The 13515-nt window shown below is 67.9% G+C and carries 11 protein-coding genes; 7 read left to right on the top strand and 4 right to left on the bottom strand.

Annotated features, from left to right (window positions below; translation table 11 throughout):
• Nucleotides 1-83 precede the first annotated feature (83 nt).
• Nucleotides 84-1487, bottom strand: a complete 1404-nt coding sequence (locus tag P3102_RS30930; RefSeq protein ID WP_276363966.1) for a bis-aminopropyl spermidine synthase family protein — start codon at nt 1485-1487, stop codon at nt 84-86.
• 91 nt (nt 1488-1578) lie between these two features.
• On the opposite strand from P3102_RS30930, the gene P3102_RS30925 reads away from it, so the two are divergent.
• Genes P3102_RS30925 through P3102_RS30910 form a run of 4 tightly spaced genes read left to right on the top strand, consistent with a single transcriptional unit; the run spans nt 1579 to nt 4932 of the window.
• Nucleotides 1579-2667, top strand: a complete 1089-nt coding sequence (locus tag P3102_RS30925) for an ATP-binding cassette domain-containing protein (RefSeq protein ID WP_276363964.1) — start codon at nt 1579-1581, stop codon at nt 2665-2667.
• Nucleotides 2667-3350, top strand: coding sequence for an ABC transporter permease subunit (locus tag P3102_RS30920; RefSeq protein ID WP_276363963.1), 684 nt, complete (start codon nt 2667-2669; stop codon nt 3348-3350). Before P3102_RS30925 ends, P3102_RS30920 begins: the two co-directional genes overlap by 1 nt.
• Entirely contained in the window at nt 3347-4036 is a 690-nt protein-coding gene (locus P3102_RS30915) for an ABC transporter permease subunit (RefSeq protein ID WP_276363961.1), read from the top strand. Before P3102_RS30920 ends, P3102_RS30915 begins: the two co-directional genes overlap by 4 nt.
• Nucleotides 4033-4932 (top strand): ABC transporter substrate-binding protein, encoded by a 900-nt coding sequence (locus P3102_RS30910; RefSeq protein WP_276363960.1) that lies wholly within the window; start codon nt 4033-4035, stop codon nt 4930-4932. Before P3102_RS30915 ends, P3102_RS30910 begins: the two co-directional genes overlap by 4 nt.
• Nucleotides 4933-5009: 77 nt before the next feature.
• Here P3102_RS30910 and P3102_RS30905 read toward each other — a convergent pair whose 3' ends face one another.
• Nucleotides 5010-5525, bottom strand: a complete 516-nt coding sequence (locus P3102_RS30905) for an N-acetyltransferase (RefSeq protein ID WP_276363959.1) — start codon at nt 5523-5525, stop codon at nt 5010-5012.
• Nucleotides 5526-5917: 392 nt separating this feature from the next.
• On the opposite strand from P3102_RS30905, the gene P3102_RS30900 reads away from it, so the two are divergent.
• Nucleotides 5918-7483 (top strand): S8 family peptidase, encoded by a 1566-nt coding sequence (locus P3102_RS30900; protein ID WP_276363957.1) that lies wholly within the window; start codon nt 5918-5920, stop codon nt 7481-7483.
• Nucleotides 7484-7615: 132 nt separating this feature from the next.
• Nucleotides 7616-8335, top strand: a complete 720-nt coding sequence (locus tag P3102_RS30895; RefSeq protein WP_276363956.1) for a hypothetical protein — start codon at nt 7616-7618, stop codon at nt 8333-8335.
• A gap of 136 nt (nt 8336-8471) precedes the next feature.
• Here the strand turns inward: P3102_RS30895 and P3102_RS30890 are convergent, their stop codons facing one another.
• Nucleotides 8472-12221, bottom strand: a complete 3750-nt coding sequence (locus P3102_RS30890) for a multifunctional oxoglutarate decarboxylase/oxoglutarate dehydrogenase thiamine pyrophosphate-binding subunit/dihydrolipoyllysine-residue succinyltransferase subunit (RefSeq protein ID WP_276363954.1) — start codon at nt 12219-12221, stop codon at nt 8472-8474.
• Nucleotides 12222-12593: 372 nt separating this feature from the next.
• Between P3102_RS30890 and P3102_RS30885 the strand changes: the two genes are divergently transcribed.
• Nucleotides 12594-12860: a hypothetical protein gene (locus tag P3102_RS30885; RefSeq protein ID WP_276363953.1), complete on the top strand. Its 267-nt coding sequence runs from the start codon at nt 12594-12596 to the stop codon at nt 12858-12860.
• Here the strand turns inward: P3102_RS30885 and P3102_RS30880 are convergent.
• Nucleotides 12857-13426, bottom strand: coding sequence for a DUF4291 domain-containing protein (locus P3102_RS30880; protein ID WP_276363951.1), 570 nt, complete (start codon nt 13424-13426; stop codon nt 12857-12859). The two genes, P3102_RS30885 and P3102_RS30880, sit on opposite strands and share 4 nt — an antisense overlap.
• Nucleotides 13427-13515: the final 89 nt, after the last annotated feature.

The raw sequence follows: 13515 nt of genomic DNA, 5'->3' as shown, positions 1-13515 counted from the left end.
CGCTTCCGCGTCGAGTCGCGGACTGTCCACGTTCCCGGCCGTGATCCGTCGGCAACGGGTGAAGTTCCGATGACGAGCGCGGCTCAGCCGAGCAGCTCCGCCAGCCGGTGCCGCGGCAGGTCGATCAGCCGCGCGTCCGTGAGGTCCGACGGCACGTCCAGTGACACGTTCGCCAGCCGCGCGTGCGCGCGGGTCAGCAGTTCGTCCTGGTGCTCGACGGCGTCCGCGACGACGATGGCGTGCCGGTTGTCCGGGGTGCTCCGCAGCAGCCGCAGCTTGTACTTCGCCCCGACCAGCCGGTTGAGCGCGCCCTGTGCCTCGGCGTTCGTCAGGTCGGGATGCGAGTTCGGGACCAGCAGTGCCAGCCGTCGCGCGTTGGTGCCCAGCAAGGTCCGCAGCAGCCACGGGCCGGGGTCTGCCGAAAGATCCATCGCGACCGCGTCGCCCTCCGGTCCGGAACCGGACCAGTCGACCGGCCGCGACTCCAGCGCCAGCCCGCCCTCGGTGGCGATCTCGTGCAGCTTGTCCAGCAGTGACGGCTTGGCCGCGCCGGCGGATTCCACCGACTGCGGGCCGTGGGTGTAGATCGAGGTCTTTCCCTTGCCACCGCGGTTCTTCTTCGACTTCGCGGTCGGCTGACAGACGTAGAGATCCGCCGCGCTGCCGATCGCCTGCGCGCCGAAGTACCGGTTGAAGTCCGGCAGGATCGCTTCGAAGGTCAGCCCGAGCGTCGCGAGTGCCCGCTGCACCTGCGCGCCCAGCGCGGGATGGCGCGGGCTGTAACCGTAGGCGAGCAGCAGCCGCCCCTCCGAGGGTTCGGCGAGTGCCTGCACCCCGCGTGCCGCGAACAAGCCCATTCCTTCGGGGGTGTAAGGCGGATCACTGAACACGAGATCCATCCGGCCGGTCACCGAGGGTGGCAGGCCGACGCGCAGATCGGTGTGCAGGGTGCGGATCGACCGCTCGCTGAGTTCGTCGATGTAGGCGAGGACACGATCGTCGAGGTCCACGACGGTGAGGTCCGCGTCGGGCCGCAACGCGCGGACGGCCAGCGAAGTGAGGTCGTGGTCACCCAGGAACAGCAGTTTCGCCGTCGCGAGGTCGTAGCGCTCGTCCAGCCACAACGCGCGGTTCAGCACGGTCTCCGGTGTCGCCTGCACGTGGTCGAGCGCGGCCAGCGGCATCGGCACGTGCTCGACGTAGCTGGTGATGGTCTTCAGCAGGTCGGGGTCGGATTTCCGGTCCCGTGCCTCGAAGCGCGCGTACTTCTCCCTGGCGGCGGGGGCCAGCCGGACGCGCGACTCGTTCCGCTCGAGGTCGTCGCCGAGCGCGGTCAGGACGTCTTCGACACTCCGGCGTGGCGCGGTGCTGAGCCGGACCAGTTCGCCGAGAGCACGCCAATCCGTCCGGAGCAGGGATATCACCTGATGGAGCGGTCGCACGTGGACACCGTGCGCCGCGAAGACGTCATCGAGGGGGGAACTCACAGGCAGCAGCCTAGTGACCCGCCCCCTGAGACACCGTGCCAACGCCCACGATCTGGGCTACGGTTTTTCGACCAGACATGGGGAGAGACACGTGACTATCGAGTTCCGTGGCGTGACCAAGCGGTATCCGGACGGGACGGTCGCGGTCGACGACCTGAACCTCACCGTGGAGGACGGCACGATCACCGTCTTCGTCGGGCCCTCCGGCTGCGGCAAGACCACGTCGCTGCGGATGATCAACCGCATGGTCGAGCCGACGTCGGGCACGGTACTGCTCGACGGCGAGGACGTCAGCGACGGCGACCCGGCGCTGCTGCGCCGCGGCATCGGTTACGTCATCCAGCACGCCGGCCTCTTTCCACACAGGACGGTCCTCGACAACGTCGCGACCGTGCCGCTGCTGTCCGGCTGGGACAAGGGCAAGGCCCGCGCACGCGCCGCCGAACTGCTCGAAACCGTCGGCCTGCCCGCGGAACTCGGCAAGCGCTATCCCGCCCAGCTTTCCGGTGGCCAGCAGCAGCGCGTCGGCGTCGCCAGGGCGCTCGCGGCGGATTCGCCGGTGCTGCTGATGGACGAGCCGTTCTCCGCCGTCGACCCGATCGTCCGCGAAGAACTGCAGGACGAGTTGCTGCGCCTGCAATCGCAGCTGGGGAAGACGATCGTGTTCGTCACCCACGACATCGACGAGGCCGTGCGCCTCGGCGACAAGATCGCGGTGCTCCGCGTCGGCGGGGTGCTCGCGCAGTACGGCACGCCGTCCGAGGTGCTGCGTCATCCCGTCGACGACTTCGTGGCTTCGTTCGTGGGCAAGGACCGCGGCTACCGCGGGCTTTCGTTCCTCTCGGCGGAAGGGATCGTCGTCGAAGACGTCGAGCGGGTCGAGGTCGGCAAGCCCGGTCCCGGACCGTCCGACGAGTGGCGGGTCGCGGTCAACGCCGGCGGACAGCCGCGCGGCTGGCTGCGTCCTGGGTCCACTGTGGACGGTGAACTCGCCGAGACCGATCTCGTCGCGGGCGGCTCGCTGTACGTCCAGGGTGCACCGATCCGCGGCGCGCTCGACGCGGCGCTCTCCTCGCCCGCCAGCCTCGGTGTCGTGGTCGACGCCGACCAGAAGGTCCTCGGCGTGGTCAGAGCCCGGCAAGTCCTCGAGGTGATCGAAGCGCCGTCGCTGAGTTCCTGATGGGCGGCTTCTTCGCGGAGCTGGGCCGCTACCTGGGCAGTGCCAACAACCGCTCGCAGTTCTTCGGCAACCTCCTCGACCACGTCTACCTCTCCCTGGTGCCGCTGGTGCTGGGCCTGCTGATCGCGGTGCTGGCGGGCTGGCTCGGCCACCGGTTCGCCGCGGCGCGGTCCGTGCTGCTGGTGGTGTCGAACCTGCTGTACACGATCCCGTCGCTCGCCTTGTTCGTGGTGATCCCGGGTATCATCGGTTCGAAGATCCTCGACAGCGTCAACGTCATCGTGGCACTCACCGTCTACACCGCCGCCCTGCTCGTGCGCCCGGTGCTGGACGCGCTCGACGCGGTCCCGCCGCACGTCGTCGCCGCGGCCACGGCCATCGGCTACGAACCCGCGCGCCGCTTCCTCACCGTGGAGCTGCCGCTTTCGGTGCCGGTGCTCGCGGCAGGCGTCCGGGTGGCCTCGGTCAGCAACATCAGCCTGGTCAGTGTCGGCGCGCTGATCGGCACCGGCGGGCTCGGCGTGCTGTTCACCGACGGCTTCCAGCGTGAGTACTTCTCGCCGATCGTCGTCGGGATCGTCGCGACACTGTTGCTCGCCCTGGTCGTCGACCTGGCGCTGGTTCAGCTCCGCAATCTCCTCACACCCTGGGACCGGGTGGCGACCACGGCGGGGGCGAAATGATCGGCGACGTCCTGAACTGGTTCGGGGACCCGGCCCGTTGGCAGGGCACGGACGGCGTGCCGGCCCGGTTGCTGCAGCACCTCGGCTACACGGCATTGGCGCTGGTCTTCGCGTTGATCATCGCGATCCCGCTCGGGCTCTACGTCGGGCACACCGGTCGCGGCGCGGTGCTGCTGGTGAGCGGCGGCAACGCGATCCGCGCGCTGCCGACGCTGGGGCTGGTGACCTTCCTGTTCCTGCTCTTCACCGAGAGCGAGCTTTCGACGATCATCGGGCTCGTGGTGCTCGCCATCCCGCCGATCCTCGCCGGGACCTACGCCGGCCTCCAGGCCACCGACCGAGGGGTGGTCGACGCGGCGCAGGGCATCGGAATGACCGGCTGGCAGCGATTGTGGAAGGTCGAGGTGCCCATCTCGCTGCCGCTCGTGCTCGGCGGAGTGCGGAATTCGGTGTTGCAACTGGTGGCGACGGCGGCCGTGGCCGCCTACGTCGGACTCGGCGGGCTCGGCCGGTTCCTGCTCGACGGACTGGCCATTTTGGACTATCCACAGGTGGTCGCGGGGGCGCTCCTGACGACGTTGCTCGCCGTCGTACTGGATCTGGCGCTGGCGGGCGTGCAACGTCTGCTGGTGCCCAAGGGAGTTCGGCTGGCGCAGGCCGCGAGCGGGAAGAAGGCGAAGGCATGAGGCGGAGGATGGCGGCGCTGGCCGCCGGGCTCGCTTTGCTCACGGCGAGCTGTGGCAACCCGCTCGCCGGCGGTGCCGAGGGCGGTACCACCGGCGACATCGTCATCGGCGCCTCGGATGTCGGGGAAACCCTGCTGCTGGCCCAGATCTACGCGGGCGCGCTGCGCAACGCGGGCGCGGAGAACGTGACCGTGCGGCCACCGGTCGGCAGCCGCGAGGTCGTCGTCAAGGCACTGCAGGACAAATCACTTTCGGTCGTCCCGGATTACAGCGGGAACCTGCTGCGCTACTTCGACAAGGACACGCAGGCCACCACCCCGCAAGACGTCTACACGCAACTGAAGCAGAAGCTGCCGTCCGGATTCGAAGTCCTCGAGCAGGCGCCCGCGGAGGACAAGGACCTGTTGGTGGTGCGCAGGGAACTCGCCGATTCCGGCGTGCGGACCTTTTCCGATCTCGGCAAGCGGTGCAAGGAACTCGTGTTCGGCGGTCCCGGTCAGTGGAGCAGCCGCTGGAAGGACAAGATCAAGACCCTCTACGGTTGTGAGTTCGCCGAGATCCGCACGACCGACACCGGCGGCCCGGTCACGGTCGCCGCGTTGAAGTCCGGCGACATCCAGGTCGCCGATCTGTTCAGCACGTCCTCGTCGATCGCCGCGAACGGGTTCGTGCCCCTGGTGGACGACAAGAACATGTTCCCCGCGCAGAACATCGTGCCCCTCGCGGCGAAGGGGACCTTGTCGTCGAAGGAGGTCGACGCGCTGAATCGCGTTTCGGCGGCGCTCACGACCGAGCAATTGACCGAGTTGAACGTCCGGTTCAGCGAGGAAAAGCGCAACCCGCTCGACATCGCCGACGAGTTCCTGCGCCGGAACAACCTCCTCGCGCCCGCCTGATCCCCACGCAATTCGGCACCTGGTTGCGATAGTTCGTCATTCGAACTATCGCAACCAGGTGCCGAATTACGGTGGGGTCACAGGCGGTCGAAGGCGGGGGAGTAGCGGAACTCGCCCTGGAGATCGGGTCTGTACGCGCGAAGGGTGCGGACCTGGAAGTGCGGCGCCCATTCCGCGACCGGCGGCGTGATCCCGTGCTGGGCGGCGAGTACGAAGCCGAAGCGGGCGTAGTAAGCCGGGTCGCCCAGCAGGACGACGGCGCCGTAGCCGAGGGCGTCCGCCGCGCCGAGAACCGCGTGCACGAGCGCGGAGCCGATGCCGGAGGCGTGGTACTCGGGCAGGACACCGAGCGGACCGAGGCCCACCGCCGACTTCTCGTCGGAGCCGAGCTGGGCCGGGCTGCAGCAGACATGCCCGACGACCTTGCCCTCGCGTTCGGCCACGATGGACAGTGCGCCGATCAGGGCGCCGTCCTCCCGCAGTTCATCGACGAGTCTCGCCTCGACCACCGAGACACTGTGTTTCGCGAACGCGGCCAGATGCACGGCGTGGATCGCCGCGCGGTCGGCCGGGATTTCCTGTCGGAGCAGCATGCGCCCGAGTGTGCTCCCTCCGAAGGTAGGGTGGAAATCGATTTCCGCCCGCCGAGGTCGCTACTTTAGTAGGCGGCCATCCGTGTGTACTTCCACGCCACTGAAACTTCCGGTGGGCCGGAAAGCGACCACCGGATGTGCGGATCCCCAATTCTTCGTGGGCCGTACGGGCGCAAAACGCGACTAAAGGCGGGGGCTGAACGGTGCCCGAACTGCGCCGACGTGCCGTCCACTACTACCGAGATGTCCGTAATGCAAGGTCTTCCTTGGGGTGAATCCGAGACTTAGTCTCAGCCTGCGCTCCCAAGTGGAACGCGCTTCACCTCTGAGTCACCCCAACGATCCGGCGGGCCATTCACGCCCGTGGGTCGCCCCTGCCTGGGAGGAATATCTTGAACAATTCCCTGGGAACCCTGAAGAGACGACTGCCCGCCTTCGGTGTGGCCGCGGCCGTCGCCGTGCTGACGGCGCTGGGCGGTACCACCGTCGCGTCGGCGGCGGAGGGTTCGATCGTCAACGCGGGTAGCGACAAGGCCGTCAAGGACAGCTACATCGTCGTGCTGAAGGACGGCTCGTCGGTCGAAGCCACCGCGAAGAGCGTGACCAAGCGCCACGGCGGCACGATCGAGAAGACCTTCGCTTCTTCGGTCCACGGTTTCTCCGGTGTGCTGACCGAAAAGCAGGCGAAGCGCGTCGCCGCCGACCCCGCGGTGGCCTACGTGGAGCAGAACCAGACGGTCTCGATTTCGGCGGATCAGCCGAACCCGCCGTCGTGGGGCCTGGACCGGGTCGACCAGCGGAACCTTCCGCTGGACCAGAAGTACAGCTACAGCACCACGGCCTCGAACGTCACCGCCTACGTCGTCGACACCGGCATCCTCACCACGCACCCCGACTTCGGCGGGCGCGCGACCCACGGCCGTGACACCGTCGACAACGACAACGACGCCACGGACTGCCAGGGCCACGGCACCCACGTCGCCGGCACCATCGGCGGTACCGCGCACGGTCTGGCCAAGGGCGTCAAGCTCGTCGCCGTCCGCGTGCTGAACTGCTCCGGTTCCGGGACGACCGCCGGCGTCATCGCCGGTGTCGACTGGGTGACCGCGAACGCCGTCAAGCCGGCCGTCGCGAACATGAGCCTCGGCGGCGGCGCGTCGGCCACCCTCGACCAGGCCGTCCAGCGGTCGATCGCGTCGGGTGTCACCTATGGTGTCGCGGCCGGTAACGACACGGGCGCCAACGCCTGCAACGTCTCGCCCGCCCGTACACCGGAAGCGATCACCGTCGGCTCGACGACGAACACGGACGCGCGGTCCAGCTTCTCCAACATCGGCACCTGCCTCGACATCTTCGCGCCGGGCAGCAACATCACGTCGACGTGGCTGAACAACGGCACCAACACCATCAGCGGTACCTCGATGGCGACCCCGCACGTCGTCGGCGCGGCGGCCCTGTACGCCTCCGCCAACCCGACGGCCACGCCGAAGCAGGTCCGTGACGCCCTGGTCGCCAACGGCACCAAGGACAAGGTGACCAACCCGGGTGCCGGTTCGCCGAACGTGCTGCTCTACACCGGCGCCGACGGTGGCCCCGGCCCCGAGCCGACCCCCTGTGGCACGCAGACCAACAGCGGCGTCGTCGCCATCCCCGACGCCGGTGCCGCGGTGACCAGCACGATCACCGTCGCGAACTGCGCCCGCAACGCCTCGGCCACCACCAAGGTCGCGGTGAACATCACGCACACCTACGTCGGTGACCTCGTCATCGACCTGGTCGCACCGGACGGCAGCTCGTACCGCCTGAAGAATTCGAACAACGACTCGTCCGACAACATCAACACCACCTACACCGCCAACGTCTCGGCCGAGGCCGCGAACGGCGCCTGGAAGCTGAAGGTGCAGGACGTGTACCGGGCCGACACCGGCTCGCTCAACAGCTGGTCGCTGACCGTCTGATCCACCCCTGGAATACGTGAAGGTCCCCTTCCTCCTGCTGGGAAGGGGACCTTCCCGTCTCCGGAGAGTGATTCGGCGCCCAGTTGCGGCGTTCGTCCACTAAGGACCATCACGAGGCCTTACCCTCTCCGCATGCACCCCGGACCGCCCTATCCGCAGGGACCTCAGCAGCCGTATCCGCCGCAGGGATATCCCGGCTATCCGCCACCCGGATACGGGCCGCCGCCCAAGAAATCGAACACCGGGCTCATCGTCGGGCTCGTCATCGGCGCGGTGGTGCTGCTCGGCGGTGGCGGGGTCGCGGCCTTCCTGCTGTTGTCCGACGACTCCGGTTCGTCCCCGACCGCGGCGCCGACCTCTTCCAAGAAGACCGGGCCGCCGGACAAGTACACCTCCATGCCCGGCTGCGAGAAGATCGGCAGCAAGGTGAGGAACCTGCCGCCGCTGGAAACGCCGAAGGGCGAGGAGCCGGCGAGCACGTCGAACGACGACATCACCTACACCCGTTCGTTCTGCAGCTGGCGTGAGCCCAACGCGCCTTCGGCGACCGTCTCGATGTACCTGTCCAAGTCGAAGGAGCCGGGGTCCGGCGCCGGTGAGGCGTGGGCGAAGGCGGGCGTCGAGAACGCCGTGACCGATGGGGGCGTGCTCATCCCCGGCATGGCGAAGTCGACCAAAGCCGTGCACACCAAGCTCGATTCGCCGAGCCAGTGTCAGATCAAGTTCTACCAGGGCAACATCGAAGGCGAGATCATCGTGACCGGCCCCGACGCGTCCGGGACGGTCAACCAGACGGTCTGCAAGGAGAACGCGCTGAAGATGGCCAAGGCGACCTCCGAGGCGATCGGCTGAAGGGCCCCTTCCCCGCATCAGACGCAGCGAAGGGGCCCTTCACCGCTGGAATCCAGGCCGGGCGCGCAGCGCCTCAGTCGAGGGCGGCGGGGGCATGGATGGAGCGGTGAAGGGCCCTTCAGCTCAAGTCAGGCGATCAGTCGAACGCCCGCGCGATCAGCGCCTTCTGCTCGACCTCGTGCACCTTGGACGAACCGGCCGACGGGGCCGCCATCGGACGACGCGAAACGACGTCCAGGCTGGAGAACACCTCCGGGAGCTTCCGCGGCAGGTTCAGGCCGAAGAACGGCCACGCGCCCTGGTTCTCCGGCTCCTCCTGGACCCAGACCGCGGGAGCGCCGTTGTAGCGCTCGAGCGCCGCCAGCAGCTTCTTCTTCGGCAGCGGGTAGTACTGCTCGACCCGCACGATCGCGATGTCGTTCGCCTCGCGCTTCGTCCGCTCGGCCACCAGCTCCCAGTAGAGCTTGCCCGAGGTCAGCAGGACCTTGCGCACCTTCGACGGGTCGACATCGGCGTCGTCGATGACCGACATGAACTTCGACTGGCCGGTGAAGTCCTCGACCGCCGAGGTCGCCGCCTTGTTGCGCAGCATCGACTTGGGGGTGAAGACCACCAGCGGCCGGTTGACTCCGTCGAGGGCGTGGCGGCGGAGCAGGTGGAAGTAGTTCGCCGGGGTCGACGGCACGGAGACGGTCATGGAGCCTTCGGCGCACAGCGAGAGGAAGCGCTCGATGCGGCCGGAGGTGTGGTCCGGGCCCTGGCCTTCGTGGCCGTGCGGCAGCAGCAGCACGACGTCGGAGAGCTGGCCCCACTTGGCCTCGCCGGAGGAGATGTACTCGTCGATGACGGTCTGCGCGCCGTTGACGAAGTCACCGAACTGCGCTTCCCACATGACCAGCGCTTCGGAGTTGGCCACGGAGTAGCCGTACTCGAAGCCGACCGCGGCGTACTCGGACAACGCCGAGTCGTAGATCATGACGCGGCCCTGGCCCTCGGCGAGGCTGGCCAGCGGCGAGTACTCCTGGCCGGTCTTGCGGTCGATCAGCACCGAGTGGCGCTGGGTGAAGGTGCCGCGGCGGGAGTCTTGGCCGGACAGCCGCACGAGGCGGCCTTCCATGGCCAGCGAACCGAAGGCGAGCAGCTCACCGAACGCCCAGTCGATGCCGCCTTCGCGGGACATCTTGTGGCGGCGTTCCATGACCGGCTTGACCCGCGGGTGCGGGGTGAAGCCCTCGGGCACGTTGAGGAACGCGTCACCGATGTGCTCGATGACCTCGCTGGTGGTGGCGGTGGGCACCTTGGCCGGGACCTGCTGCTCCTCCTCGACGGAGGGGCTGGCCTTCGCCGGGTGCTTCTCCAGCTCGCGGACCTCGTTGAACACGTGCTCCAGCTGGCTGGAGAAGTCGCGCAACGCGGCTTCGGCCTCTTCGACGGAGATGTCGCCGCGGCCGATCAGCGATTCGGTGTAGGTCTTCCGGACCGAACGCTTCGTGTCGATGATGTCGTACATCGCCGGCTGCGTCATCGAGGGGTCGTCGCCCTCGTTGTGGCCGCGGCGGCGGTAGCAGATCAGGTCGATCACGACGTCCTTGTGGAACGCCTGGCGGTAGTCGACGGCCAGCTTGGCCACCCAGTGCGCGGCCTCGGGGTCGTCGCCGTTCACGTGGAAGATCGGCGAACCGATCATCTTCGCGACGTCGGTGGCGTACTGGCTCGAACGCGAGTGCTCGGGCGCGGTGGTGAAACCGACCTGGTTGTTGACGATGACGTGCACGGTGCCGCCGGTGCGGTACCCGCGCAGCAGCGCCAGGTTCAGGGTCTCGGCCACGACGCCCTGGCCCGCGAAGGCCGCGTCGCCGTGCATCAGGACGGGCAGCACGGAGAAGCCCCCTGTGTCACTGTCGCCCTTGTCGAGGATGTCCTGCTTCGCGCGGACGATGCCTTCGAGCACCGGGTCGACGGTCTCCAGGTGCGACGGGTTCGCGGTCAGCGACACCTTGGTCTCGCCGTCACCGAACATGCGGAAGTACTTGCCCTCGGCGCCGAGGTGGTACTTCACGTCACCCGAACCGTGCGCCTGGCCGGGGTCGAGGTTGCCCTCGAACTCCTGGAAGATCTGCGCGATCGGCTTGCCGACGATGTTCGCCAGCACGTTCAGGCGGCCGCGGTGCGGCATGCCGATGACGACCTCGTCGAGTTCGTGCTCGGCGGCCTTGTCCAGCAGCGTGTCGAGCAGCGGGATCGCGGTCTCGCCACCTTCGAGGGAGAACCGCTTCTGGCCGACGTACTTGGTCTGCAGGAAGGTCTCGAACGCCTCGGCGGCGTTCAGCTTCGAGAGCACGTACTTCTGGACCGCGGGGTCCGGCTTCTCGTGCGGGATCTCGATGCGGTCCTGGATCCAGCGACGCTCCTCGGGGTCGAGGATGTGCGTGTACTCGATGCCGACGGTGCGGCAGTAGGAGTTGCGCAGCACGCCGAGGATGTCACGCAGCTTCATCCGCTCCTGGCCGGCGAAGCCGCCGACCGGGAACTCGCGGTCCAGGTCCCACAGGGTCAGGCCGTGGGAGAGGACGTCGAGGTCGGCGTGGCTGCGCTGCCGGTAGTTCAGCGGGTCGGTGTCGGCCATCAGGTGACCGCGCATGCGGAAGGCGTCGATCAGCTCGATCACGCGCGCGGTCTTGTCGACCGGGCCGTCCGGGATGTCGGCGACCCAGCGGATCGGCTCGTAGGGCAGGCGCAGGCTGGTGAAGACGTCGTCGTAGAAGCCGTCTTCGCCGAGCAGCAGCTCGTGGATGCGCTTGAGGAACTCGCCCGACTCCGCACCCTGGATGATGCGGTGGTCGTACGTCGAGGTCAGCGTCATGATCTTCGAGACACCGAGGTCGACCAGGGCCTTCTCGCTGGTGCCCTCGAAATGCGCCGGGTACTGCATGGCGCCGACGCCGATGATCGCGCCCTGGCCCGCCTGCAACCGCGGCACCGAGTGGTTGGTGCCGATGCCGCCGGGGTTGGTCAGCGAGATCGTGGTGCCGGCGAAGTCGTCAGCGGTCAGCTTGCCGTTGCGGGCCTTCTTGACGATCTCCTCGTAGGCCTGCCAGAACTGCATGAAGGTCATGTTCTCGGTGGCCTTGATGGAGGCCACGACGAGCGTGCGGGAGCCTTCCTTGCCCTTCATGTCGATCGCGAGACCGAAGTTCACGTGCTCCGGCGTGACCGCGAACGGCTTCCCGTCGATCAGCTGGTAGTGCCGGTTCATGTTCGGGAAGTTCTTCAGCGCGCGCACCATCGCGTACCCGATGAGGTGCGTGAAGGAGATCTTGCCGCCGCGCGTGCGCTTGAGGTGGTTGTTGATGACGATGCGGTTGTCGGCCATCAGCTTCGCCGGGACGGCGCGCACACTCGTGGCCGTCGGCACGGACAGCGAGGCGTCCATGTTCTTCGCGATCGCGGCCGCGGCACCACGGAGCTGCTTCGACTCCGGCTCGGCGTCCTTCTCGGCGGGCTTGGCCGGGGCCTTCTCGGCCGCCTTGGGCGCGGACTTGGGGGCCGCCGCCTTCGCCTCGGTCTTCGGGGCGGGCTTCGCGGGGGCGGGCTTCGCCTCGGTCTTCGGGGCCGTCTGCTTCGCGGTGGACTCGGCGTTGCGGACCGTCTGCGGGGACGGCGCGGAGGCCTGGCCGTTGGAGCCCGGGCCCTCCTTGGCGGTCTCCGCGGAGGTCTGACGCGCGTCGTCAGCCTTGGTCTGCGCGGCCTGCGTTGGCTTGAAGTCCGCGAAGAAGTCGTGCCAGGCGGCATCGACTGAGCTGGGGTCGGCGAGGAACTGGTCGTACATTTCCTCGACGACCCACTCGTTGGGGCCGAATTGTGACGCAGGGCTGCTGCTGGACACGGCTTGGACTCGCCTCTATCCGTCTCGAGATCTTGAACACCGCTGATGCGCCTACCAGGCTAACCCCCTCGGTCGCAGCCGTGTGATGGAACTGGCCTGTGTGAGGCGTGGCGCACTAGGTGATGGGTCACTGTCTCGATCAAGAGACCGAAAATATTTCCCCGTCGCCCCGGTCCTCGGCCGTTCGGGGGAGCGGGGGACCTTTGCTGTCGTTTTCGCCGTCCGTGCAGGTCAAATCGCTGTTTCGTCGGTGAAGGTTCGCCGTCTCGTCGGGTCTGGACAGCCTGAAGTTCACGTCAGGGGGCTTCGCTGGCTGGACGATGCGGCCGGTGTCGTGCCGGCCGCCGATCACCCGCGAGGTGGTGACAGCCGATGTGGCTCGACGAGTGCCCGTCGTTCTGGGACGAGGGGCGTGTGCGCCCGCTGGTCACCGAGTCCGGTGAGGTCGTGCTGATGTGCGACTCGTGCTCGGCGGTCTGGCCGACGCTCGCCGACTTCAAGGAGATGGAACACGTCGAGCCCGACGAGCCGGACTGGGCGGTGACGGCCGGGGTGCACGTCCGGCCCGGGACCTTCCGGTGGGCTTCCACCCTGGATCTCGAGGCCGCCGGGATGAGCGGCCTCAAGTGGCGGCCTTAACCGGGGTACGGGCGCTCCGCGGGTAGCAGCGCTTCGGCGTCTTCGATGCGGTTCGCCGCGACCAGGGCCCCGATCTCGCGCATGGTCGAGGTGACGTCGGTGACGGCCGTGATCCATTTGTCGACATAGCGATCGACGGCCTCGCCGCTCAGGCCCATCTGGAGTGAACGGTGCCGTAAGGCGCCGAGCCGGATGCTGCGTTCCGGATCCCACTGGACGCGGACGGGGCTGGTCTTGACCTCGTCCTGCCACGTCTTCCGGTCGGGGTGGACGTCCGGGTCGTAGTGGCTGAGCGCCGCGTGTTCGAGCGCCCAGGCGAAACCTTCGCGAGTGATGTCGAGGGCGAGTACGCGTTCTTGACCGGGCTTCGCGGCCCAACCGCAGCGATACGCCATCCAGAGGAAGGACGGCTTGATCCAGGTCATGCGTTCGCGTTTGAACGGCGGCACGAACGTGCCCGCCTTCACGGCGGCGTCGGCGATGGCCGGCGAGTACGCCTGATAGACGCGGATCGTGGTTTCGGTGTGCACGGCGCGGATCTGCCGTGCCGGGAGCTCTTCTTTCATTTGGCGTGATGATGACAGGTACGCGGATTCACGCGCGACCGAAATTCCTTGCCTGCCGGGAAGCGGATGGCCTTGCTGCGCAATTGGGT

The organism is Amycolatopsis sp. QT-25, from assembly GCF_029369745.1.
Taxonomy (GTDB): Bacteria; Actinomycetota; Actinomycetes; order Mycobacteriales; family Pseudonocardiaceae; genus Amycolatopsis.
Note: the sequence above shows the minus strand (reverse complement) of the source record. Positions and strands in the feature narration are given on the sequence as shown.

Coding starts and splice junctions, on each gene's coding strand:
- P3102_RS30880 (WP_276363951.1), bottom strand. CDS start 13,426: ATGAAAGAAGAGCTCCCGGCACGGCAGATCCGCGCCGTGCACACCGAA.
- P3102_RS30915 (WP_276363961.1), top strand. CDS start 3,347: ATGATCGGCGACGTCCTGAACTGGTTCGGGGACCCGGCCCGTTGGCAG.
- P3102_RS30905 (WP_276363959.1), bottom strand. CDS start 5,525: ATGCTGCTCCGACAGGAAATCCCGGCCGACCGCGCGGCGATCCACGCC.
- P3102_RS30895 (WP_276363956.1), top strand. CDS start 7,616: ATGCACCCCGGACCGCCCTATCCGCAGGGACCTCAGCAGCCGTATCCG.
- P3102_RS30910 (WP_276363960.1), top strand. CDS start 4,033: ATGAGGCGGAGGATGGCGGCGCTGGCCGCCGGGCTCGCTTTGCTCACG.
- P3102_RS30920 (WP_276363963.1), top strand. CDS start 2,667: ATGGGCGGCTTCTTCGCGGAGCTGGGCCGCTACCTGGGCAGTGCCAAC.
- P3102_RS30885 (WP_276363953.1), top strand. CDS start 12,594: ATGTGGCTCGACGAGTGCCCGTCGTTCTGGGACGAGGGGCGTGTGCGC.